Raw genomic sequence first — 22,159 nt, 5'->3', positions numbered from 1 at the left:
AGGCCGTCCGTCAGGCCAGGGCCGGTTCCTTCGCGGGCTCCGCGTCACGGGCCTGCCCCGGCTCGGCGTCCGGGGCGGCGTTGAACTCGGTCAGCATCTGCCGGGTGAAGCCGAAGAAGTAGGTGGCGGCGAAGCCCACGAGGTAGCCGACGGCCAGGCCGCCCGCGTAGATCGCGATGGTCATCCCCATGCCCGACTTGCCGTCCAGCAGGGGGAACAGCGCCCAGCCGGAGGGGCCGATGGCGGTGGACCCGAAGGCGGTGCCCAGCTGGTTGAACAGGCCTACGAAGGCTCCGCCCGCGGCGCCGCCGATGCAAGCGGTGACGAAGGGGCGGCCCAGGGGGAGGGAGACGCCGTAGATGAGGGGTTCGCCCACGCCCAGGAAGCCGGCCGGGAGGGCGGACTTGATGGTGGCGCGGATCGAGCGGTTGCGCGGGAGCTTGTAGTAGACGGCGATGGCCGCGCCGACCTGGCCCGCGCCCGCCATGGCGAGGATGGGGAGCAGCACGGTGTAGCCGGTCTGCTCGATCAGGGTGGTGTGGATGGGGATCAGGGCCTGGTGGAGGCCCAGCATGACCAGCGGGAGGAAGAGCCCGCCGAGGACCAGGCCCGCGAAGGCGCCGCCGGTGGCGAGCAGCCAGGTGGCGAAGGTGCCGATGGCCGTGGAGACCTCACCGGCGACGAACATCAGGCCGAAGATGGTGACCAGGCCGGAGATCAGCACGGTGAGGGTGGGGGTGACCAGGACGTCGAGCGCCTCCGGGACCCACTTGCGGCACCACTTCTCCACCTGGACGGCGAGCAGCGCGGCCGCCAGCGCGCCGAGTACGCCGCCCTGGCCGGGGGAGAGCTGCTGGCCGAAGGCGTCGATCTTCGCGACGCCGGGGAAGACGATGATCGCGGCGACCGCGCCGCCGAGGATGGCGGTGCCGCCGAACTCCTTGGCCGTGTTGTAGCCGACGAAGACCGCGATCAGGGACATGAAGCCGCTCGCCATCGCGGCGAGGGCGGGGACCACGGCCGGCACCCAGCCCATGTTGGTGAGGAACCCGTTGAGGCCGGCGATGATGCCGCAGCCGATCAGGGCCGGGATCAGCGGGACGAAGATGTTCGCGATGCGGCGCAGGAACAGCTTGAAGGGGGTGGAGTTCTTCGCCTTCCGGGCGTTCTTGATGGCCGCGCCCTGGGCGGCGAGCTCGTCGGCCGTCACGGTGTGGGGGGTGGCGGGGGCGGCGGGCGCCGGGGCGGTCGAGCGGCCTTCCGCGACCAGGGCCTCGAACTCGGGGGTGACGCGGGCGACGGTGCCCGGTCCCAGCACGATCTGGTACGTGTCGTCCTCGACGACGCCCATCACGGCGGGGACGGCCTTGAGGGCCTCGTCCTGGACCAGGGAGCGGTCGCGCAGGGTGATCCGCAGGCGGGTCATGCAGTGCGCGATGGAGAGGATGTTGTCCGGACCGCCGACCAGGGGAAGGATCGCGGCGGCTGTGGCGCGGTTCTTGTCAGTGGACATGTGGTGTTCGCCTTGCTGCTGGGGGTCAGCGGGGGTGGCCTGGTGGCAGGGGTGGGTCAGCGCGGTGTCCGGGCGAGGGCGGCCCGGAGGTGGCCCTTGGAGGCGGTGAGCAGTTCGCCGGCCGTGGGGCCGTCCACTGCGCCGAGGATGACGAGGATGGCCTGCTTGACCTCGCCGCCGGACGCGGTGAGCGCGGCCTCGATCTCGGCGTCGGGGGCGCCGGTGGCCAGGGAGACGATGCGGCGGGCGCGGGCGCGCAGCTTCTCGTTGGAGGAGCGCATGTCGACCATCAGGTTTCCGTACGTCTTGCCGAGCCGGATCATCGTGAGGGTCGAGATGAGGTTGAGGACGAGCTTCTGCGCGGTGCCGGCCTTCAGCCGGGTGGACCCGGTGAGGAGTTCGGGGCCGACGACGACCTCGATGCCGTGGTCGGCGGCGGCGGCGAGCGCGGAACCGGCGTTGCAGGACAGGCCGACGGTGAGCGCGCCGCGGTCGCGGGCGAACTCGACGGCGCCGATCGCGTACGGGGTGCGCCCGGAGGCGGAGATCCCGATGACGGTGTCCTCGGCGGTCAGGGCCAGCGCGGCCAGGTCCCCGGCGGCCAGTTCCTTGGAGTCCTCGGCGCCTTCGACGGCCTTGACCATGGCGGAGGGGCCGCCCGCGATCAGGCCCACGACCTCCGAGGGGTCGGTGTTGAAGGTGGGCGGGCATTCGCTGGCGTCCAGTACGCCCATCCGGCCGGCGGTGCCGGCGCCCGCGTAGATCAGGCGTCCGCCGCGGGCCATCCGCTCGGCGATCCCGTCGATGGCGGCGGCGATCGTCTCCAGCTCGCCGGCGACGGCGGCCGGGACGGTGGCGTCCTCGGCGTTCATCAGGCGGGCGATCTCGAGGGTGGGCAGCTGATCGATCTCGGCCAGTTCGGGGCGGAAGGCCTCGGTGGTCAAGGTGGCGAGCTGGGCGCGGAGTTCGGCGTACGCGGTCATGGGCTTCGGCTCCTGGGCTACTGGCTGCTAACGGGTGGTGCTGTTGCGCTTGGCGGTGGGTACGGGGGTGTGGTGGCGGGGCGCGAGCGCCTCGTAGGAGGCCGCGAGCGCGGGCGCCGCGGTCTCGTAGGTCTGCTGGGCGACGCCCACGAACAGGCAGTCGACGACGAGGAGCTGGCTGGTCCGGCTCGACATGGCCGCCGGGCGCAGCTGGGTCTCGCGGGCGGCGGAGGTGGCCAGCACGAGGTCGGCGTAGTGGACGACGGGGGAGTTGGCGCGGGCCGTGAGCGCGAGGGTGGTGGCTCCGTGCTCGAAGGCGGTCCGCAGCGGCTCGATGACGTCGCCGGTGCCGCCGGAGTGGGTGATGGCGACGGCCACGTCGCCGGGGCGCAGCAGCACGGCGGTGGTGACGGCCAGGTGCGGGTCGTTGTGTGCGTGGGCGATGAGCCCGATGCGCGACAGCTTCTGCGCGAGGTCCTGGGCGACGAGGCCGGAGGCGCCGACGCCGTAGATCTCGATGCGGCGGGCGCCCGCGAGGGCGGCGACGGCCGATCCGAGGGCGGCGACGTCGAGTCCGGCGGCGGTGTCGGTGAGGGTCTGCGCCTCCTCCTGGGCCAGCTTGGCGACCACGTCCGCGAGGGAGTCGTCGACGGCTATGTCCACGGTGACGGCGGGGGCCGCGCCGGACTCCTGCTGGGCGGCGAGGGCGGCGAGCGCGAGGCGCAGGTCGCGGTAGCCGGGGTAGCCGAGGAGGCGGGCGGTGCGGACGACGGTGGCCTCGCTGGTGCCGGTGCGGGCGGCGAGGTCGCTGACGGTGAGCGCCGCGCAGGCCGCGGGGTCCTCCGCGACGGCCTCGGCGACGGCCTGCATGGAGCGGGTCATCGAGGGGCCGAGGCTGCGGACGCGGGCCCGCAGGGCGGCGGGGGCCGGGACGGGGACGGGGACCGTCGTGTCCACGTCGCCGCTGAAGGTTTCTTTCACGTTCTTGCTCACGCTTGAAACTTATTTTCAGAGGGGCGGGAACGTCAAGACGCCATAAGTCACCGGTGGAAGGGGACCTTCGCCACGGGGCCCGTCCGGGTCCACAATGTGTCCATGGACCACGCGACCCCCCTGGAACAGGCGCTGCACGCCGCACGCGCCCTGGTACTCGCCGATCTCGTCGCGGGCGAGGTCGCCGAGGCCGATGTCGTCTCCCTCGTCGAGGACGCGGTCACCCACCGCCGCTGGTGGGTGGAGGAGTGGCCGGAGGGTGTCGACTACCTCGCCGGACTCGTCGCCCAGGACGTGAAGGACGCGCTGCTGGAGAAGTACGGGCGCTGGCCGCTGTGCCCGGTCTGCAACCACGGTGAGCCGCACGCGCTGGACGTGGAGCCCGAGCTCGGACCGGACCCGATGTGGGTGTGCTCGGAGGCCGGCGTGCGGGTGGCGCCGGTGGGCGGCCTCGCACCGGTTCTCGGCGGCCTCGGCTCCGGGAGCGATTCCGGCGGCGGCTCCGGCAGCGGCTCGGCCTTCGGGTACGGCGAATGAGCCACCGGTGACGGTGTACATCGACCCGCCCGACTGGCCGGGTCACGGCCGCATGTGGTCGCACCTGGTCAGCGACACCTCGTTCGAGGAACTGCACGCCTTCGCGGCATCGATCGGCTGCCCGCCCAAGGCCTTCGAACGCGACCACTACGACGTCCCGGAGCAGCGGTACGCGGACGCGGTGGGTGCGGGCGCGGTGGAGATCGGCAGCAAGGAGCTGGTCCGGAGGATCACGGCCGCCGGGCTGCGGCGGCCCAAGGGGCGGCCGGCGTAGGCGCTGTTCGCTGCGGGTGCCGCGGGTGCCGCGGGTGTGCCGGCTGCTGGTTCCCCCCGTGCTGCCGGCCGGGAGCGATGTCAGTGGCGCCGAGTAGCCTGCGGCGGTGACAGAGACGATCATCGGCGACGACCGCCGCTTCCCGCCCGCCCTGGCCGACGTGTCCCGGGTCGCGTTCGACTACGGCGACGAGGGCGAGGGCGTCGACTTCGAGCCCTACGAGGCCTTCTGCCCCGCCGCGGAGACCACCGACTGGCTGCGTCACTGGACGGCGAACCACGAGCTCGACGGCGACGCCTACCGGGTCTTCGGCCAGGACGGCACCGGCGGCCTCGCCGCGATCTGGTGCGTCCGGCCGGGACTGCCGCTCGACGCGCAGCCCGTGGTGTTCATGGGCTCGGAGGGCGAGGTCGGCGTGGTGGCAGGGAACCTGTCGGACTTCCTGTGGGTGCTGGCGGACGGTTTCGGGCCGCTCGAAGCGGCCCTGCACCCGGACCGGGAAGCCCGTCCGGACGCGGCCCTGGCCGAGCTCGCCGGGCGGCACGCGACGACCCCGCGCAGGCCCGCCCGCGAGATCGTCGCGGAGGCGCAGGCGGAGTTCGCGACCTTCGAGGACGACCTCTTCGAGCTCTGCCGCTGAGCGGCGGCCCGCCGGCCCCTCAGACCTTCTCGGTCGCGCCCGAGCGGGTCGGGGCCGGGGACGAGGCGGCCACCACGCGGGTCGGGCGGGCCGCGCGGGACCCCGTACGACGGTCCAGGCGCAGCGCTACGAGGCCCAGGGCGATGGCGGTGACGGTCATCGCGCCGCCCGCCCAGGCGGTGGCGGAGTATCCGTACCCGGCGTCGATGACGGTGCCGCCGAGCCACGGGCCGCCGGTGTTGCCGAGGTTGAAGGCGGCCGTGGTGGTCGCGCCGGCCAGGGTCGGGGCGGCGCCCGCGACGTTGAACATGCGGGCGTTGAGCGCCGGGGCGGTGAAGAACGCCGAGAAGCCGATCAGGAACGAGAGGGCGATCGCGGCCGCTGCCGTGGAGGCCAGCAGGGCCAGCGCCGCCAGGAAGACGGTGGAGGCGGTGATGCCCCACAGCATCACCCCGAACAGGTGCGCGTCGGCGATCCGCCCGCCCACCGTGGTGCCCACCAGCGCGCCGATCCCGAAGAGGCCGAGGATCCAGGGGACCCACTTCGAATCGAGCCCGGCCACGTCGGTGAGCAGCGGGGACAGGTAGCTGAAGGCGCAGAAGACGCCGCCCGCGGCCAGCGCCGTGACGCCGATCGACAGCCACACCTGGCGGTCGCGGTAGATGCGCAGCTCGCGCGCGAGCGTCGGCCTCGCGGCAGGCAGCGGGATCTTCGGGATCAGCGCGAGGATGCCGACCAGCGCGACGGCGGAGGCCGCGCCGACCGCCCAGAACGCGGAACGCCAGCCCAGGTGCTCACCGAGGAACGCGCCGGCCGGGACGCCGAGGACGTTGGCGATGGACAGTCCGCCGATCATGACGGCCATGGCCCGGGCCCGCTGGTGCTGCTCGACCATGGCGATGGCCACGGCGGCGCCGACCGCCCAGAAGCCGGCGCAGGCGAGCGCGGAGACGATGCGGGAGGCGAAGAGCAGCTCGTACGAGGGGGCCAGCGCGCCCGCGACCTGCCCCAGACCGAAGAGGCTGATCAGGGACAGCAGCGTGGTGCGCCGGGGCAGCCGCAGCGTGGCGACGGCGAGCAGGGGCGCACCGACGACCATGCCGATCGCGAAGGCGGATATGAGCAGGCCCGCCTGGGGGATGGTGACGCCCATGTCCTCGGCGATGGGTGGCAGCAGCCCGGAGAGCATGAACTCGCTGGTACCGAGTGCGAAGACGGAGAGGCCGAGGATGTAGACGGCAACGGGCATACGGGTGCGTTCGGCTGCTGCGGGCATGAACTACCTCAACCACGGCGAACGGGATCACATTCCCGGTGGCCGGGTGGCGCCGCTCTCGCCGAGGTCCGCCTCGCCGAGGTCGGCCAGCTCCGCGGCCAGGTTCGCGCGGGCTGGGGCCTCCCAGTGCGCGGCTCCGTAGGCGGTGCGGAAGAGGCGGGGCAGCTCCAGCAGCCGGCGCAGCACGGCGGCCCGGCCGGCGCGGAAGGCCTCGTCGGGGACGAAGCCGTACTCGGCGCGCACGGCTGCCGCGTAGGCGGCGTACTCCTGCGCCGTGCCCGCGAGGACGCCCAGGTCGGCGTCGCAGAGCAGCTCGCCGTTGGCGTCACCGGGCGCGGGGTCGTGGGTGATCGTGAGCCGGACGAGGCGGGCCACCTCGACGGTGCGGGCCTCGTCGATGCCGAGCTCGGGCAGGGCGCGCTCGGCGAGGGCGGCACTGCGCTCCTCGTTCTCGGAGCGGTCGGGGCGGTAGACGGCGTCGTGGAACCAGGCGGCGAGCTCGACGGCGGGGCGGTCCGGTGCCTGTTCGGCCCTGTTCGCCGCCGCGTCCGCGAGTACGTCGATGCGTGCGAGTACGTCGGCCAGGTGCGCGGTGGTGTGGTACCTGCGCTGCGGCTCCGCCCAGGCGGTGAGGAGGCGGTCGGCGTAGGGGGCGGGGTCGAGGCCTGGGGTGGCTCCGGCGGCGGCGGTGGTGGCCTGCCAGCGGGCGCGCAGGCTCTGCTCGCGGTGCGTGTCGGAAGTCATGGCGGATGTCATGCGCACATTGTGGTGGTGGCGTGATTGTGCTGGTGGAGGGTGGGCGGAGGCCCGTACCCTGGATATTGGACTAGACCTATTTTGCAATGCGGGACGAAGGATGGGATTACATGAGCAACCGTGCGCTCCTGGAGGTGATCGCCCTCGACGTGGAGGACGCGGTCGCGGCCCAGGCCGGTGGGGCGGACCGACTCGAACTGGTCACCGACATGGCCGCCGACGGGCTCACCCCGTCGCGCGAGACCTTCGCGGCGATCCGGGCGGCGGTCGACATCCGGCTGCGCGTGATGCTCCGGAAGGCCGACGGCTTCTCGGCGGGCTCCGCGCAGGACGTGGAACGCCTGGTGGAGGAGGCGCGGGCGCTGCGTGCGGAGGGAGCGGAGGAGTTCGTCCTGGGCTTCCTGAACCCCGACGGCAGCCCCGACCTCACCGCCGTCGAGGCGGTCGTGGCGGAGCTCGGCGGCTGCGGGTGGACGTTCCACCGGGCGATCGACCGCGCGGCGGACCGGGACCAGCTCCGCAAGGCGGTCGCGGACCTGCCCGGGCTCGACACCTACCTCACCGCGGGCGCGGCGGGCGGGGTCGACGAGGGTCTGCCGGTGCTGTTGGCGGAGGCGGCGAAGGCGGGTGCCCCCGGCTACGAGCCGCGCATCCTGGTGGGCGGCGGCCTGGCCCTCTCCCACCTTCCCGCGCTGCGCGAGGCGGGCATCGACGCCTTCCACATCGGCAGCGCGGCTCGGCCTGACGGGTGGAACTGCCCGGCCTCGGCGGCGGCCGTCGCCGAATGGCGCGCAGCCCTGTCCTGACCGGACGGGCGAGGGGGTCGGCCCTGCGGGGCTGTCCCCTACCCGCCCTTCCACCGTTCCCCGGGGCTGTGCCCCGGACCCCCTGGGGCTCCGCCCCGGACCCCGCGCGTCAAACGCCGGACGGGCTGGATCTTTCCAGCCCGTCCGGCGTTTGAGGACCGGGTCCGGGCAGAGCCCGGGGAACGGGCGAAGGGCGGGGAGGGGACAGCCCCGCAGGGCTACGCCAGAGCCCCCGGCAGGGGAGCCGTGTGGAGGAGGGTGAGGCCCGAGACGGCTCGGGTGAGGCAGACGTAGAGGCGCCGCAGGCCGGTGCGTTCGTCGGGCTCGCCCGCCACCACGTCCGCCGGCTCGTGGAGCACGACGTAGTCGTACTCCAGACCCTTCGCGAGCGACGCCGGCACCAGCGTCAGCCGCGACTGCGCAGTCGTCTCCTCGCCGGGCGAGAGGTAGGGCAGGCCCGCCGCCAGCAGCGCCTCCGCCAGCTCCGGGATCCACGCGTCCGCCGCGATCAGCCCGATCGACCCCTCGTGCTCGAGAGAGGCCCGGCAGGCCGCGATCACCGCCGCCGGAAGGGCGGAGGGGGAGTCGACGGGGGAGACGATCAGCGAGCCCGGGGTCTCGCGGACCGAGGAGACCGGCGACAGGCCCGGCGAGATCGCCGGCAGCAGCCGCGAGGCGTAGGCGATGACCTCGCGCGGCACGCGGAAGCCCGCCGTCAGTTCCTCCAGCACCGCACCCGGCTTGCCCAGATGCCCCAGCGCCTCGTCCCAGCTGCGCGTCGCCCACGGAGTCGTGCCCTGCGCGAGGTCCCCGAGGACCGTCGCCGAGCCGGTCGTGCAGCGCCGGCCGACCGCCCGGTACTGCATCGGGGAGAGGTCCTGCGCCTCGTCGATGACGACGTGGCCGAGCGAGTGCGTGCGCTCCACCAGGTCGGTCGCCTCGTCGATGAGGACCAGGTCCGCCGCCGACCACTTCACCGACTTCACGCTGCGCGCCGGCTTGGCCCACAGCAGCAGCCGCTGCTCCTGCTCCGACAGGATCCCCTCCGCGTGCTCCGCGAGGAACTCCGCGTCGGAGAGGAGGCGCAGCACCAGCTTGGCCGGTTCGACCAGTGGCCACACGGCCTTGACCACGGCCTTCACGGCGGGGGTGCGCGCCACCGCGTCCTGCACCCGGTCGTCGGGCGCCTCGCCCGCCTGCTCCATGCGGACGAGAACGGCGTGCGAGATCCGCTGCGGGAGGGCGTCGCGGGCGGCTCCGTAGCGGATGTCGCGGTTCTGGAGCTCGGCGACGATCTCGGCGATCTCGTACGCGGGCACCCGCCAGCGGCGCGATCCGCGGACCACCATCAGCGGTTCGACGGGCTCCGACACGTGCGAGTGAACCGCGCGGCGCAGTACCTCCGCCATCCGGGCATCGCCCTTGACCACTGCGGTTTCGGCGGCGTCCACGCCGCGTACCTCCAGGTCCGCGCGGGCCACCAGGTCGTCGACGGTGGCCTGCTTCACCTCCAGCTCGCCGAGGGCGGGCAGGACCTGCTCGATGTAGTGCAGGAAGGAACGGTTCGGCCCGATGACCAGGGTGCCGGTGCGGGCGAGCCGGTCGCGGTGCGCGTACAGGAGGTACGCGACACGGTGCAGGCCGACGGCCGTCTTTCCGGTGCCGGGACCGCCCTGCACGCAGACGGAGCCCGACAGGCCGGAACGGACGATCTCGTCCTGCTCGGGCTGGATCGTCGCCACGATGTCGCGCATGGGGCCGACGCGCGGGCGCTCGATCTCCTGCTGGAGCAGCTTGCTGACGGCCGCCGCCTCGGCCGGGTCGGAGAGGTGCTCGTCCTCGTACGCGGTCAGCTCGCCGCCCGTGTAACCGAAGCGGCGGCGCAGCCCGATGTCCTGCGGATCGTTCTTCGAGGCCCGGTAGAAGGGCTGGGAGACCGGCGCACGCCAGTCGATCACCATGGGGTCGCCGCCCGCGTCGTGGACGTGGCGGCGGCCGATGTAGAACTGTTCGCCCTCCGCGCCCTCGGCGAGCTCCGCGCCGGGCGCGTGAAGGTAGTTGAGGCGGCCGAAGAAGAGGGGGGTGTGGGCGAGGTCGGCGAGGGCCTTGATCCGGTCGTCGATCTGGGCCTGGAGGACGATCGCGTTGACCCAGTTCGCGGTGACGTCGCGGATGTCGAGGTTCTGGACGTCCTCGCGCATCGCGCGGAGCGCGGACCGGGAGGCGGCGAGGTGGGCCCGCTCGCGACCCAGGGGGTCGGTGGCGGCGGCCGCGTCGGCGTAAGGGTCGGCGTCGGGGTCGGCGTCGGGGTCGGTGACGTGGGCGTGCGCGGGCACGGAACTGCCTCCATCTGCTGAGGACCTGCGTGATGCGGGCGGACGGGCCCGCCGGTTGCCGAGCGGCGGGCGGCGCTCCCGGTGACGCGGCGGGAGGCGGCAAGAGCGGAGATTCTAGCCATCGCGAGGGCGCTGCGCGAATGGATTTAAGGGGGCCGGAAGTCCCTCGGGGCGGTGGCCCCGTACGGGGGGTGTTCGGTCCGTGTCCTCCTTCGGACAGAGCCCGTAGGGGGAGGCATGGGCCGGGAGGAGGAGGCGGGGGACCTGGAGGTTCAGTCCTCAGGGCGATGTGCCGAGCCGGTCGAAAACCGACCATGGATACATGAGCACCGCAACCTACACCCCGGTCCAGGGTCGCCGCCCTCGCGGCGCCACCGCCACTTCCGTCTCCCGTCCCCGCCACAGCGTCGGCGGCGTCCTGCGCGCGGCCAAGGTCTTCGCTGCGACCGCCGTGAGCGTGGTCGTCCTCGGTGAATACGCCGAGGACGCGGGCGTCATACGTCACTGAACGCGCGGCTGAGGCCCGGCGCCGAGCCGGAGCCGGAGGACTCCGCGCGGGTCCCGGGGCGTTGATCCACTAGGGTCGCGCCGTGACCCGGAGTTCCGAGCCCAGCCGCTCTCCGTCGCCCCGCGCCGGTGTGCTGCTCGCGGGCCTGCTGCTCGTGCTCGGCGTGCTCTGCGTCGCCCTGCGCATCCCGGTGGCCGATGCCCTCGCCCCCGGCCTCTCCGCGGCCGAGTGGAGCCCGCCCGCCGCGTATCCGCCTTTCGCGGCCATCCTCTTCGCCCCGGCCGCCTGGCTGCCGACCGGCGTACTGAAGGCCGTCCTGGTGGTGGGCAGCGCCGGTCTGTTCGCCCTGCTGATCCTGCTCTCGTGCCGGCCGGTGGGACTGCGGGCCCGGCCGGGCCCCGTGCTGGCCGCCACCGTCGCCGGGCTGTGGCTGGAGCCGCTGTTCCAGACCCCGCTGTCGGGCCAGATCGCGCTGGCCCTGGCCTGCTCCGTCCTGTGGGACCTGCACCGGCCGCGCGGCGCGCTCGGCAAGGGCTTCGTGCTGGGCACGGCCGCCGGGATCACCCTGACCCCGGCGCTGCTGATCCCGTACCTCCTGCTGACCGGCCGGGTCAGGGCCGGGCTGACCGCGTTGGGCGCCTTCGCGGGCAGCGGCCTGCTCGGGCTGCTGGTTCTGCCGGGTGCCTCCGCCGAGTTCTGGTCCCGGCACCCGCCCGCGGGCGGCCGCTCGCTCCTGCTGGACTGGCCCCACCTGTGGGTCTGGACCGTCCCGCTGCTCACGGCCCTGCTCGCCGCCGTCCTGCGCCTGCGCTCACCCTTCGGGCAGCAAGATGTCCGCGTCGTCGAAGACCCGCAGCACCACGAGCAGCAGCCGACCGCGCGACACCACGTACTCGGCCACGATCTGTGAGGTGAGCCGGATCTCCCGGTCCTGCTCGCCCGCTCCTGTCGGCCGGGACAGCTCCGTGTACGGGTCGCGGGCCAGGATTTCGAGCGCCTTCTCGAAGGAGGCGCGGCGCACGGGTTCGAGCTGGTCCCGATCCCTGCCAGCGGACTCCGTGAAGAGGACCTCGTAGATCTCCTGGTGGGGCATACGACCAGCGTAGTTCCCGGCCATCCCGTCCGTCAGTCCCCGGCCAGCAGCTCGTCGGCGTCCATGATCCGGTAGGCGTAGCCCTGTTCGGCCAGGAAGCGCTGGCGGTGCGCGGCGAAGTCCTGGTCGATGGTGTCGCGCGCGACGACCGAGTAGAAGCGCGCCTCGTGGCCGTCCGCCTTCGGGCGCAGCACCCGGCCGAGCCGCTGTGCCTCCTCCTGGCGGGAGCCGAAGGTGCCGGACACCTGGATGGCGACCGTGGCCTCGGGCAGGTCGATGGAGAAGTTCGCGACCTTCGAGACGACCAGCACGCTGATCTCGCCCTCGCGGAAGGCGTTGAAGAGCTTTTCGCGCTGCGCGTTGGAGGTCTCGCCCTTGATGACGGGAGCGTCGAGGTGCTCGCCGAGTTCGTCGAGCTGGTCGATGTACTGCCCGATGACCAGCGTCTGCTCGCCCGCGTGCTTGCGCACCAGCGCTTCGGTGACCTTCCGCTTGGTGGCGGTGGTCGCGCAGAAGCGGTACTTCTCCTCCGTCTCCGCGGTCGCGTAGGCGAGGCGCTCCGATTCCGTGAGGTTCACCCGGACCTCGACGCAGTCGGCCGGGGCGATGTAGCCCTGGGCCTCGATCTCCTTCCACGGGGCGTCGAACCGCTTGGGCCCGATCAGCGAGAACACGTCCGACTCGCGGCCGTCCTCGCGCACCAGCGTCGCCGTCAGTCCGAGCCGCCGCCGTGCCTGCAGGTCCGCGGTGAACTTGAACACCGGAGCCGGCAGCAGGTGCACCTCGTCGTAGAGGATCAGGCCCCAGTCCCGGGAGTCGAAGAGCTCCAGGTGCGGGTAGATGCCCTTCCGCTTCGTGGTCAGGACCTGGTACGTGGCGATCGTGACGGGCCGGATCTCCTTGCGCGTACCGGAGTACTCGCCGATCTCCTCCTCGGTCAGCGAGGTCCGCTTGATCAGCTCGTGCTTCCACTGGCGGGCGGAGACGGTGTTCGTGACCAGGATCAGAGTGGTCGCCTTGGCCTTGGCCATCGCACCGGCGCCGACCAGCGTCTTGCCGGCGCCGCAGGGCAGCACGACCACGCCGGAGCCGCCGTGCCAGAAGCCCTCGACGGCCTGCTGCTGGTAGGGGCGCAGTGCCCAGCCGGTCTCGTCGAGCTCGATCGGGTGCGCTTCGCCGTCCACGTACCCGGCGAGGTCCTCGGCCGGCCAGCCCAGCTTGAGCAGGGTCTGCTTGATCTGCCCGCGCTCGGAGGGGTGCACGGCGACGGTGTCGGCGTCCAGGCGCGCACCGACCAGCGGGGCGACCCGCTTCGACCGCAGGATCTCCTCAAGCACCGGCCGGTCGGTGCTGGTCAGCACCAGCCCGTGGACGGGGTGCTTGGAGAGGGTGAGCCGGCCGTACCGGGCCATGGTCTCGGCGACGTCGACGAGCAGCGCGTGCGGGACGGGGTAGCGCGAGAACTCCACGAGCGCGTCCACGACCTGCTCGGCGTCGTGCCCGGCGGCCCGCGCGTTCCACAGCCCGAGCGGCGTGATCCGGTACGTGTGGATGTGCTCGGGAGCACGCTCCAGCTCGGCGAAGGGCGCGATGGCACGCCGTGCGGCCGCGGAGAGCTCGTGGTCGATCTCGAGGAGGAGCGTCTTGTCGCTCTGGACGATCAGGGGCCCGTTCACGCGCGTCCTTTCCTGCGGGGGAGGACCGCCCGGACGCGGGCGGCCAAACCTCCAGTCTGCCGTATCGCTCCGCGGGCCGGGCGGTTCTGGGCTGCGCGGGGTCCCGTCGGTGCGGTGCCGTGCGGTGCGGTTGCCGGGGCTCCGCTCGCGGTCAGGCTCCGCCGGTGACGAAGGCGAGGACGGCGGGGGCCGCCTCGCGGAGCGTCGCGAAGTGGCGGTGGGTGCCCGGGGGCGGGGCGGGGACGTTGACGGACCACACCGTCATGCCGGCCCGGAGGCCCGACCTGACGCCCGAGGGGGCGTCCTCGATGACGAGACAGTCCGGCGGGGCCGCGCCGAGGCGCTCGGCGCCCAGCAGGTACGGGACCGGGGAGGGCTTGCCCTCCGCCACGGACGCGGCGTCCACGAGGACCTCGGGGACGGGCAGACCGGTGCGGGCGAAGCGGCCGCGCACCCGGTGCGCGTAGTTGGAGGTGACCAGTCCCCAGCTCCCCGGGGGCAGGGCCGTCAGCAGCTCGGCCGCGCCGTCGAAGGCGGAATAGGTGCCGGAGCGGACGTCCTCGTCCTCCAGCTCGTGCAGCGCGGCCAGGCACGCGTGCGGGTCCCGGTCCGGGGCGACGGCCGCGAAGGTTTCCATCGGGCGGGTCCGCAGGGCCACGGCGTACACCGCGTCCGGGTCCAGTCCGTGGCGGGCGGCCCAGACCGCCCAGACCCGGCGCTGGTTGGCGACGGCGTCGACGAGGGTGCCGTCGACATCGAACAGGACGTATCGGGCGGGAGAAGTCGCGGTGGTCACCGGCGGATCATGCCAGGCCGCGCAGGAGCAGCTGCAGGCCGCCCTCGAACTCCCGGTCCGGGGTGACCGAGCGGGCGTCGCGGGCGGTCGCCGTCATGTACGGGAACTCCTGCGGGGGGAGACCGGCGATGGCGGTGGTTCCGGGGCCGGACAGCGGCCCGAGGTGTTCCAGCTGCGTGGCGCCGATCACGTACGCGACGAGGGCACGCAGCGCGAGGACCCGCTCCTCGGCCTCGATGCCGGCCTCGGTGAGGACTCCGAGCACCGTTTCCGACCAGCGCAGCCCGCTCGGCGAGCGGTGCCGGTGGGTCAGGGTGAGCGGCAGCGTCGCCGGGTGGGCGGTCATGGTGTCGCGCAGGCGGCGGGCCAGGACCGTGATCCGGCCGTGCCAGGGGCCCGGGGGCGGCGGGGTGGTGTCGACGGCGCTGAGGACGAGTTCGACGACGAGCGCTTCGAGTTCCTCGCGGCTCGGGACGTAGCGGTACAGGGCCATGGGGCTGATGCCGAGCTCGGTGGCGACGGCGCGCATGGAGAGGCCGGGGAGCCCGTCGCGGTCGATGACGGCGAGGGCGGCGGCGGCCAGTTGGTCCGGAGTGTGCGAGCGGGGGCGCGGCATGACGGTTGACAGCGTACGACATACGCCTACGCTGGAGAGGTAGGCGTACGGCATACGCCTACGCCTGTCGAGGGAGGGTTTCCCATGTTCGAACCCGGTTCCGTGGTACCCGCACGCCTGCTCACGTCCGTCACCCACCCTGCGGCAGGGGCCGCCTCCGTCTCCGCATCTGTTTCCGTCCCCGTCCCCGACCCGGAGCGGCTCGTCCACCTCCAGTTCCGGCGCTTCGCCGGCTGCCCCGTCTGCCACCTCCACCTGCGGTCCGTCGTCCGGCGCCATGCGGAGATCGAGGCCGCCGGGATCCGCGAGGTCGTGCTCTTCCACTCCTCCGCGGAGGAACTCCGCCCGCACGTCGCCGACTTCCCCTTCGCCGTGATCGCCGATCCGCGGCAGCGGCTGTACCGGGAGTTCGGCGTCGAGTCCTCCCCGCGCTCCCTGCTGGACCCGCGCGCCTGGGGGCCGGTGCTGTGGGCGATCGCCCGGTCGGCCGCCGAGGTGGGGCGCGGCCGGGAGCGGCTTCCCTCCCCGCGGCAGCCGAACGGACGGCTCGGGCTGCCCGCCGACCTGCTGATCGGGCGGGACGGCAGGGTGCTGGCCGCCAAGTACGGGGAGCACGTCTACGACCAGTGGTCCGTCGACGAGCTGCTCCGGCTGGCGGCGGCCCGAAATCCCGTGGGTGCCGGGGGAACGTCTGCGTAGGGTCGCCGCATGAGTAGCGATCAGCAGAGCTTCGTACCGCCGGCCGAGGAGTTCGAGGTGCCCGTCCGGCTCGTCGGGGAGGGCTTCCGGCTGGAGCCCCTCGGGCCCCAGCACAACGAGGGCGACCTCGCCGCCTGGAGCGGGAGCATCGCGCACGTGCGGGCGACGCCCGGATTCCTGGGGGACTGGCCTCCGCAGGAGGGCATGACCCCCGAGGCCAACCTCGCCGACCTGGTGCGCCACGCACGGGACTTCGCCGAGCGGCGGGGATTCACGTACAGCGTGCTGGAGGGGGAGCGGGACGGGGAGGGCGAGGTCATCGGGTGCCTCTACATCTACCCCGCGAAGGCGGACCCGGGGCGCGTGCACGTCACTTCCTGGGTGCGCGCCGACCGGGCCGCGCTCGACAAGACGGTGTACGAGACCGTTGCGCGCTGGCTCGCCACGGTCTGGCCGTTCGACGCGGAGCGCATCGCGTACGCGGCGAGGTGAGCACGCCCGAAGGGGCCCGGTCCGTGCGGTGCACGGGCCGGGCCCCTTCGGGGTGGTGGTGCGGGATGACTATCCGCGGACGGTACGCCGGCGGCGGGCGAACCAGGCGGCCGCGCCGCCGAGACCGATGAGGACGACGGCCAGGCCGGAGTACAGGCCGGTGTTCGAGTCCGATCCGGTGTGCGCGAGGGAGCCGGTCGGCGCGGGGGTGTTCCCCGTGGCCGGGGTCGTCGTGGCCGCGGGAGCGGTGGTCGTGGGGGAGGCCGGGGCCGGGGTGGTGGGCGCCGGGGAGGTCGGGGCCGGAGAGGTGGGCGCCGGGGTGGTGGGCGGGGTGGTGGTCTTCGGGCCGAGCTCGAACTTCCCCTCGGCGGACTGGAAGGGGTAGGTGTTGCCCTCGGCCAGGCCGACGTCGGTGATCACCTTGATCGGGGTGAGCTTCTTGAGCGTCGCCTTCGGGCCGAGCTTGACCTGCAAGCGCACGATGTGGTCGCCGGAGGCGGCGCCGAAGCCCTTGGCGATGACGGGCAGGCTGCCGCTGGTGCCCTTCAGGTCCTTCCAGGCGCCGTCGACCTTGATGCGGGTCCGGAGGTCGGCTGCCGGCTGCTGGTCGAGGTCGGCCGTGGCCACCTCGAGCCAGGTGCCGAGCCCGGAGCCGAACACGCCGTCACCGGTGACCCGGTAGTGCAGGTCCAGCTCCCGGCAGTCGGGGGACGCGCCGTCCGCGCAGGGGGCGGCCTTGTCGAACCAGGTCTCCAGCGCACCGGGCTTGCCCGCCGGGCTGGTCTTGAAGGTGAGGGAACCCATGCCGCCGTCCGCGATCTCGTTCTGGAAGCTCGCCGCCCGCAGGGTGAAGTCGCCGTTGATCGTCGGGTAGCTCTTGCCGAGGCCGATGGTGACCTTCCAGACCAGCTTGCCGCCGGCCGGGATCTCGAAGCCCTGTGAGGAGTTCGTGCCCGCCGGGTAGAACATGCCCTGCCATCCGTTGTCCTGCTGGCCGATCGAGAAGGAGGTCGCCGGGGCGCTCACCGGTTCGACCTTGTAGATCACGTCGGCCTTCTGGAGCGGGCTGGCGCCGGTGGGGTCGAGGAGCATCCACGGGTGGTAGGAGGAGGACTTGTCCGTCGTGTTGGTCACCGTCAGGTCGAAGGTCTCCGTGGCCCCGCCCCGGGTCAGCGGTCCGCTCGGGACCGGCGCGCTCATCGCGGTCTTCAGGGCCTTCGGGTTGCCCTCGTCGGCGGAGGCCGACAGAGGCGCCAGGAAGGTGCCGGCGACGGCGGCGGCGACCACGGCGGCCGAGCCGGTGCGCAGGGTGGCGGAGCGGAGGGCGGCGGAGCGGAAGACGGCGGAGCGAGCGGACATGGCGGATTCCCCCCAGGAATCATCAAGAACACAAGTGGAGGCCGAGAGGCCGAGAGGCCGAGAAGGCCGAGAGGCAGTGCGGAGGCAGTGCGGAGGCAATGCAGAGGCAGTGCGGAGGTGAGGCAGAGAAAAGCGAGGCTGCGCGAGGTGGCCGGCTACTGAAGGCCGGTCCGATGGTGCTTGGTTCTCGCCGGCGTTCCGGTTATTTCCCCCCGGTCGCTTCCTGCGATGAGCTGATCCTCACACAGATCGCATCCCCAATCCGTCGCCGGAATGTCACCGCCGTGCAACAGGAAAAAAAGCTCTCGCAGCCTGTTTTCCGCTACCTGACCAGGTGTTTTGGCGGCTCCGCCGGATAGGGCGTCTCCACCGGCAGCAGGGCCCGCGCCGCTTCCTCCTCGCCCGCGCGGAGCAGGCCGTGGACCTCCCGCACCAGCGGGGTGACATCGCGGATGGAGACCGTCCACTCGTCGGCGTAGGCCCGCGACGCGGGCCCGGACAGGCCCAGTTGGAGCGAGCGGTAGGGCAGCGGGTTCAGGTGCAGGTCCCGCTCCGGGTCCCACTGGACGCGGGCCGGGGAGGCGCGCAGCGCCCGGCTCCAGGCCTCGCGGTCGGCGTGCACGTCCGGGGCGTAGTGCGACAGGCAGGCCTCGCTCAGCGCGCGGTCGAAGCCCGCACGGGTGATCTCGACGGCCAGGACCGTCTCCTGGTCGGCCTTGGTGGCCCAGCCGCAGCGGTACATCATCCACAGGAACGAGGGCTTGACCCAGGTCATCCGCTCGCGCTTCCAGACGGGCGGGAAGCGGCCCTCACGGGCGGCCGGCACCCCGATCCGCGGGTGGTACGCCTGGTACACGGTGAGCGTGTCGGCGGTGTACGAGGCGCGGATCTGATGACGGGGTACCTGGCCGGCGGGGCTGATGGGGCCGGTGGTGCCAATAGGGCCGGTGGTGCCAATGGGGCCGGTGGGGGTTGCGTCGGACATGGCTCCAGGGTGCGGGCCGACGCTCCGCCGAGGCCAGCGGATTTCTCCCCGGACGCCCTCGGCGCTTCCCTCGGGCGGCCCCGACTAGACCTGGTCCTCCGCCAGTTCGGCGACCCCCGTGATCCGGTGCAGCGCGAAGGTCCGTACCTCGTCCGCCGTGTGGTCGTAGCCGGTGACGAAGCCGCCCTCCACCCGGACCGGGGCGATGACCCGCTGGCTCGCGGCGCCGTCGGCGTTGACGTAGCCGATCCACACCGCCGACCCGGTGAGCGCCGCCGCCTGCACGGTCGCCAGGGTCTCCGCCGCGCTCGTGCGCGGGAGTTCACCGGGGACACCCGGGGCGCCGGAGGGGGCCGGCTCCTTGCGGACCGCCGTCGCCGCCAGGTCGCCCGCGCGGATCGCCCGTACGGCCGCCCCCAGCAGCGTCCTGTCCGGGACCGGCGGCCCGTCGGGGACCGGTACGGGCAGGGCGCGGGCGGGGGTGCGGTGGGCGTCGGCGCGGGAGACCAGAACGTCTCCCGTACGGGATTCCGCGGCCGGGGCGTACCCCATGGCCCGCAACCCGTCGAGCAGCGCGGTCGGTTCGGCCTGCGCGGCCAGGACGGTCGGGGCGAGGCGGCGCAGCCCGAGGCCGGCGGACCGCTTGTCGGCGAGGATCTCGTTCAGCATGCCGTCGTCGTCGCAGCGCACGTACGAGGAGGCCGCGCCGACCCGGAGGTGTCCGTGCCGCCGGGCCACGTCGTCGATGAGGTACGACAGCGGCTGCGGCACCGGGGTCCGGCTGTGCTCGGTGAGGAAGGACTGCAGGTCGACGGCGGTGTGACCGGCGTCCAGGGCGCGGCGCACCGACCCGGGCGTGAAGCGGTACACGGTGGCCCCGCCCTTGGACTCCACCTCCGCCAGCACGGCCAGCACCTCGGCGAGCGCCCGCCGCAGCGGCCCGGGGGCCACCGCCGTCAGGTCGGCCTGGAGCAGTACGTGGTCCACGGGCTCGGGCAGCAGCGGCGCGAGCAGCGGCGCAGGGTCGCGCCCCTCCAGCAGCGCCCGGCCGGGCGCGGCGAGCGCTCCCCGGCCGGTGACTCCGAGGACCTCCGCCTCGGTCAGGGTCCAGCGTGCGAGGCGGGAGCGCAGTTCGCTCGTACCGCGCACCGGCCGCTCCCACGCCAGGCGGGCCAGGACCACGGCCGGGTCCGGGGAACCGCCCTCGGGGAGGTCGGCGAGCAGGCTCAGGATGCGGCGGCGCACTTCGGGGGCGGCGGAGCGGTCCAGTTCCGCGCCGAGCGCCGACAGGGTGCGGCCCTTCGCGTCCTGTTCGCCGACCAGGCCCGGGGTTCGGGTGGCGGTCAGCCAGGCCGCCGCCAGCACCGACCAGCGCTCGGCGGGAGGGAGTTCCAGCCAGACGTCGAAGGCGGGGGTCGGGGCGTACCGCTCGTCGGCCTCGCCGTCGCTGGCCAACAGGCCCGCCGCGTAGGACAGCTCGATCCAGAACGCCGCCGACGGCTCGTCGGTGTCCAGGGTGGCCGCCGCCCGCTTCAGGTCGCGTACGGAGAGGCCGCCCGCCCGGAGCACGGGCGGACCGGCGTGCTCCCAGGACTTCACCAGCTCCTCGACCGTCGACAGCGCGGCCAGTGCCTGGCCCGCCGCGTTCGCGTCCACAAGCTGTGGACGGTGCTCGCGGTGCGCGGGAACGGCCGGGGCCAGCGGCTCCGTCGCCCGGTGCGCGAGCCCGCCGCGCAGGTACAGCGCCACCTCGCGCGGCAGCAGCACCGTGCGCGCCGTGGCCGGAAGCAACAGACCCCGGTCGCGCAGCCAGCGCACCGGAGGCGTCGGATGGGGCGTCACCTCCCCGTAGGGCGGGCCCCAGACGAGCCGGCCCAGCACCTGATGGGCCTCCGCCGGAGCCTCGTCGAGCAGCGCCGACATCCGCTCCGGGTCGGTGAACAGGCCCGTCAGCGCGGTCACCGCCGACACCGGGTCGTGCGTCGCGGGCAGCCCGGCGGCCGCCACGATCTCCTGGATCCGGGTCGGCGACATGCCCGCTGTGGCCTCGGCGACGGTCGGGCCGAGCCCGGTGGGGGAGGGCCGCGAAGCGGAGGGGGCGAGCAGCTCGCGGGCGGTGCGCACCAGGCGCAGCCGCTCGTCGTCGCCCCATACGAGGGCCTGCTCGCGCAGGGTCGCCAGGGCCCGGGGGAGTTCGGCGCGGGCCCCGTTGTCCGCGCCGGAGGTGGTGCCGGTGTCACCGCTGAGCAGGGACTCCAGTACCGCGTACGGGCAGGGCTCCGGGCCCACCGCGAGCGCCTCGGCGGTCTGCAGGGCGAAGCGGTCCAGGCGGTCCAGCGCGCGCACCACCGAAGCCCGCGTCCCGGCCCGCGTCGCGAGCTGCGTCACGTCTCCGGGGACCGGGCTCAGCAGGTCCGGCCGGGCGCGCAACAGGGCGCCGAGGCCGTCGTCGTCACGGGCGCGCAGCGCTTCGGCGAGGGAGCGCGGAGCGCTTCCCGCGGTGCTCGGGTCAGGCACGGTCGTCGCCTCCTGGTCGCGTCGGCCGGTCAGTCGGCCGGTCCCCATCCGGTCAACGGTATCCGCTGCGCCCCCGGCCGCTCCACGGGCGCACGCGCTACCTTCGCTGGAGGTGGCACGGGAGGAGCCGGGGCGTGGGGATCGAGAGCGACCATCTGGTCTACGAATATCTGAGCCGGGTCGGGGACTTGGCGCAGCGCAGGCAGCTGTCGTCCGGGGACCGGATGCGGCTGGTGGCGGGGCTGCGGGACGAGATCGACCGGCGGCGGGCCACGTACGAACCGGAGACGCCGGCGGCGGTACGGCGCATCCTGGAGCGGATCGGCACGCCGGAGGAGGTCCTGGACACGCTTCCGGCGGCGGGCGCGGCGGGCGCGGGCGCGGGTGCGGATGCGGCTCCCTGGGCTCCCGCCCCGCCGTCGGCTCCCTCCGGTTCCTCCGCTCCCTCGGTGCCCGTGCAGCGGGGGGCCGCGCCGCCGCACCTCGCGGGGCTCGACGAGCTGGGTCCGGGCGAGAAGCTCGAGCCCGACTGGTGGACGGTCGGGCCGGGATCGACGGTGGAGGGCTTCGCGGGCGGGATCGAGATCCCGGAACTCCTGAAGGGCCCGGTTCCGGGGCCGGGCGAACCTGGCGGTGCCGCGGCCGCCGATCCCGCCGGAGCCGCCGGAGCCGGTCCGGAGGGCGGGCGGAGCACGCTCGTGGGCCACCTGCGCGAGCGGCGGCGCCGGGCGAAGGCGGAAGCCGCGGCAGCCACCGCCGCTCCGGTGGCGGCCGCGCCGAAGCGGAAGCCGTACGCCTTCCTGATGCTTGCGGCGGTGGCCCTGATCGCGGGGGCCGTCTCCGGCTACTGGCTGCTGCTCGCCGCGGGCTGGCTGCTCGCGTACGCCTCGCGTGTGCTGGGTGCCTCGGAGCGGAAGTGGGTGGTCTTCGGGCTGCCCGGGGTGGTCTTCGCGGGGGCCGTGGGGTGGTTGTGGGGCCGTCTGAACGGCCGGTGGGGTGCGCCCTTGGCCGACGAGGCCCTGAGCGGTACCTTCCGGGACCTGCTGCCCTGGCTGGCGCGGGTCGCGGCGGTCTCCTCAGCGGTCTACCTCCTCTGGCGGTCCCGCCGCCGCTGACCCCCTCCGGGGTCGGTCGCCTGGTGCGGCGCCGACGCCGACGCCGGCGGGGCTGGGGTGTGGTTGGGGCTGGGGTCGGGGGCTGGCTGCGGGTGGGGGGGGGGGGGGGGGGGGGGGGGGGGGGGGGGGGGGGGGGGGGGGGGGGGGGGGGGGGGGGGGGGGGGGGGGGGGGGGGGGGGGGGGGGGGGG

22 protein-coding genes are annotated in these 22,159 nt (G+C 73.8%); 9 read left to right on the top strand and 13 right to left on the bottom strand.

Annotated elements, in window-relative coordinates; translation table 11 throughout:
* Window positions 1–10: 10 nt before the first annotated feature.
* The 3 genes from ACFYM0_RS32025 to ACFYM0_RS32015 are packed head-to-tail and all read right to left on the bottom strand — an operon-like array spanning window position 11 to window position 3,477.
* A complete protein-coding gene (locus tag ACFYM0_RS32025) occupies window positions 11–1,513 on the bottom strand; it encodes a PTS transporter subunit EIIC (RefSeq protein WP_388507477.1) in 1,503 nt (500 codons plus the stop codon).
* A 56-nt stretch (window positions 1,514–1,569) separates the two neighbouring features.
* The gene (gene murQ, locus ACFYM0_RS32020; RefSeq protein WP_388507474.1) at window positions 1,570–2,496 is read right to left on the bottom strand and encodes an N-acetylmuramic acid 6-phosphate etherase; all 927 of its coding nucleotides are present in this window, start codon (window positions 2,494–2,496) and stop codon (window positions 1,570–1,572) included.
* 27 nt (window positions 2,497–2,523) lie between these two features.
* Window positions 2,524–3,477, bottom strand: coding sequence for a MurR/RpiR family transcriptional regulator (locus ACFYM0_RS32015; protein WP_388507786.1), 954 nt, complete (start codon window positions 3,475–3,477; stop codon window positions 2,524–2,526).
* Window positions 3,478–3,591: 114 nt separating this feature from the next.
* Between ACFYM0_RS32015 and ACFYM0_RS32010 the strand changes: the two genes are divergently transcribed.
* The 3 genes from ACFYM0_RS32010 to ACFYM0_RS32000 all read left to right on the top strand — a co-directional run bounded on the left by ACFYM0_RS32010 (window position 3,592) and on the right by ACFYM0_RS32000 (window position 4,940).
* Complete coding sequence (locus ACFYM0_RS32010) at window positions 3,592–4,026, top strand: hypothetical protein (protein WP_388507472.1); 435 nt, start codon at window positions 3,592–3,594, stop codon at window positions 4,024–4,026.
* Window positions 4,027–4,033: 7 nt separating this feature from the next.
* The gene (locus tag ACFYM0_RS32005; RefSeq protein ID WP_388507469.1) at window positions 4,034–4,300 is read left to right on the top strand and encodes a DUF4031 domain-containing protein; all 267 of its coding nucleotides are present in this window, start codon (window positions 4,034–4,036) and stop codon (window positions 4,298–4,300) included.
* Between the two features lie 106 nt (window positions 4,301–4,406).
* Window positions 4,407–4,940 carry an SMI1/KNR4 family protein gene (locus ACFYM0_RS32000; protein ID WP_388507466.1) on the top strand — a complete coding sequence of 178 codons (534 nt, stop codon included), beginning with the start codon at window positions 4,407–4,409 and terminating at the stop codon, window positions 4,938–4,940.
* A gap of 19 nt (window positions 4,941–4,959) precedes the next feature.
* Here the strand turns inward: ACFYM0_RS32000 and ACFYM0_RS31995 are convergent, their stop codons facing one another.
* Both ACFYM0_RS31995 and ACFYM0_RS31990 read right to left on the bottom strand, forming a co-directional pair.
* Entirely contained in the window at window positions 4,960–6,189 is a 1,230-nt protein-coding gene (locus tag ACFYM0_RS31995; protein ID WP_388507784.1) for a Cmx/CmrA family chloramphenicol efflux MFS transporter, read from the bottom strand.
* Window positions 6,190–6,243: 54 nt separating this feature from the next.
* Window positions 6,244–6,972, bottom strand: a complete 729-nt coding sequence (locus ACFYM0_RS31990; protein ID WP_388507463.1) for a hypothetical protein — start codon at window positions 6,970–6,972, stop codon at window positions 6,244–6,246.
* Between the two features lie 110 nt (window positions 6,973–7,082).
* On the opposite strand from ACFYM0_RS31990, the gene ACFYM0_RS31985 reads away from it, so the two are divergent.
* Window positions 7,083–7,778, top strand: coding sequence for a copper homeostasis protein CutC (locus ACFYM0_RS31985; RefSeq protein WP_388507460.1), 696 nt, complete (start codon window positions 7,083–7,085; stop codon window positions 7,776–7,778).
* A 218-nt stretch (window positions 7,779–7,996) separates the two neighbouring features.
* Here ACFYM0_RS31985 and ACFYM0_RS31980 read toward each other — a convergent pair whose 3' ends face one another.
* A complete protein-coding gene (locus tag ACFYM0_RS31980) occupies window positions 7,997–10,114 on the bottom strand; it encodes a HelD family protein (RefSeq protein ID WP_388507458.1) in 2,118 nt (705 codons plus the stop codon).
* A 322-nt stretch (window positions 10,115–10,436) separates the two neighbouring features.
* Here ACFYM0_RS31980 and ACFYM0_RS31975 point away from each other — a divergent pair, with 322 nt between their 5' ends.
* Together ACFYM0_RS31975 and ACFYM0_RS31970 are read left to right on the top strand one after the other, a co-directional pair.
* Window positions 10,437–10,622 (top strand): hypothetical protein, encoded by a 186-nt coding sequence (locus ACFYM0_RS31975; protein WP_388507455.1) that lies wholly within the window; start codon window positions 10,437–10,439, stop codon window positions 10,620–10,622.
* 82 nt (window positions 10,623–10,704) lie between these two features.
* Window positions 10,705–11,532 carry a glycosyltransferase family 87 protein gene (locus tag ACFYM0_RS31970; protein WP_388507452.1) on the top strand — a complete coding sequence of 276 codons (828 nt, stop codon included), beginning with the start codon at window positions 10,705–10,707 and terminating at the stop codon, window positions 11,530–11,532.
* Here ACFYM0_RS31970 and ACFYM0_RS31965 read toward each other — a convergent pair.
* The 4 genes from ACFYM0_RS31965 to ACFYM0_RS31950 form a co-directional block, all read right to left on the bottom strand.
* Window positions 11,434–11,715, bottom strand: a complete 282-nt coding sequence (locus ACFYM0_RS31965) for a type II toxin-antitoxin system RelE/ParE family toxin (protein WP_388507449.1) — start codon at window positions 11,713–11,715, stop codon at window positions 11,434–11,436. The two genes, ACFYM0_RS31970 and ACFYM0_RS31965, sit on opposite strands and share 99 nt — an antisense overlap.
* A 32-nt stretch (window positions 11,716–11,747) precedes the next feature.
* Window positions 11,748–13,391, bottom strand: coding sequence for a DNA repair helicase XPB (locus tag ACFYM0_RS31960; RefSeq protein WP_327253467.1), 1,644 nt, complete (start codon window positions 13,389–13,391; stop codon window positions 11,748–11,750).
* A gap of 151 nt (window positions 13,392–13,542) precedes the next feature.
* Window positions 13,543–14,187: an HAD family hydrolase gene (locus tag ACFYM0_RS31955; RefSeq protein WP_388507445.1), complete on the bottom strand. Its 645-nt coding sequence runs from the start codon at window positions 14,185–14,187 to the stop codon at window positions 13,543–13,545.
* A gap of 7 nt (window positions 14,188–14,194) precedes the next feature.
* Entirely contained in the window at window positions 14,195–14,803 is a 609-nt protein-coding gene (locus ACFYM0_RS31950) for a TetR/AcrR family transcriptional regulator (RefSeq protein ID WP_388507443.1), read from the bottom strand.
* 84 nt (window positions 14,804–14,887) lie between these two features.
* Between ACFYM0_RS31950 and ACFYM0_RS31945 the strand changes: the two genes are divergently transcribed.
* Both ACFYM0_RS31945 and ACFYM0_RS31940 read left to right on the top strand, forming a co-directional pair.
* On the top strand, window positions 14,888–15,502 hold the full coding sequence (locus tag ACFYM0_RS31945; protein WP_388507440.1) for a peroxiredoxin-like family protein: 615 nt from the start codon (window positions 14,888–14,890) through the stop codon (window positions 15,500–15,502).
* Between the two features lie 9 nt (window positions 15,503–15,511).
* The gene (locus ACFYM0_RS31940; protein WP_388507438.1) at window positions 15,512–15,994 is read left to right on the top strand and encodes an N-acetyltransferase; all 483 of its coding nucleotides are present in this window, start codon (window positions 15,512–15,514) and stop codon (window positions 15,992–15,994) included.
* Window positions 15,995–16,063: 69 nt separating this feature from the next.
* Here ACFYM0_RS31940 and ACFYM0_RS31935 read toward each other — a convergent pair whose 3' ends face one another.
* The 3 genes from ACFYM0_RS31935 to ACFYM0_RS31925 all read right to left on the bottom strand — a co-directional run bounded on the left by ACFYM0_RS31935 (window position 16,064) and on the right by ACFYM0_RS31925 (window position 20,903).
* A complete protein-coding gene (locus tag ACFYM0_RS31935) occupies window positions 16,064–17,353 on the bottom strand; it encodes an LAETG motif-containing sortase-dependent surface protein (protein WP_388507435.1) in 1,290 nt (429 codons plus the stop codon).
* Between the two features lie 322 nt (window positions 17,354–17,675).
* Complete coding sequence (locus tag ACFYM0_RS31930; protein ID WP_388507432.1) at window positions 17,676–18,338, bottom strand: DUF4291 domain-containing protein; 663 nt, start codon at window positions 18,336–18,338, stop codon at window positions 17,676–17,678.
* A gap of 84 nt (window positions 18,339–18,422) precedes the next feature.
* Entirely contained in the window at window positions 18,423–20,903 is a 2,481-nt protein-coding gene (locus ACFYM0_RS31925; RefSeq protein ID WP_388507431.1) for a helicase-associated domain-containing protein, read from the bottom strand.
* Between the two features lie 86 nt (window positions 20,904–20,989).
* Between ACFYM0_RS31925 and ACFYM0_RS31920 the strand changes: the two genes are divergently transcribed.
* Entirely contained in the window at window positions 20,990–21,970 is a 981-nt protein-coding gene (locus tag ACFYM0_RS31920) for a hypothetical protein (protein ID WP_388507428.1), read from the top strand.
* Window positions 21,971–22,159 lie beyond the last annotated feature (189 nt).

Source organism: Streptomyces sp. NPDC006487 (assembly GCF_042870555.1).
Lineage (GTDB): Bacteria > Actinomycetota > Actinomycetes > Streptomycetales > Streptomycetaceae > Streptomyces.
This window is presented reverse-complemented; position numbering and strand designations above follow the sequence as displayed.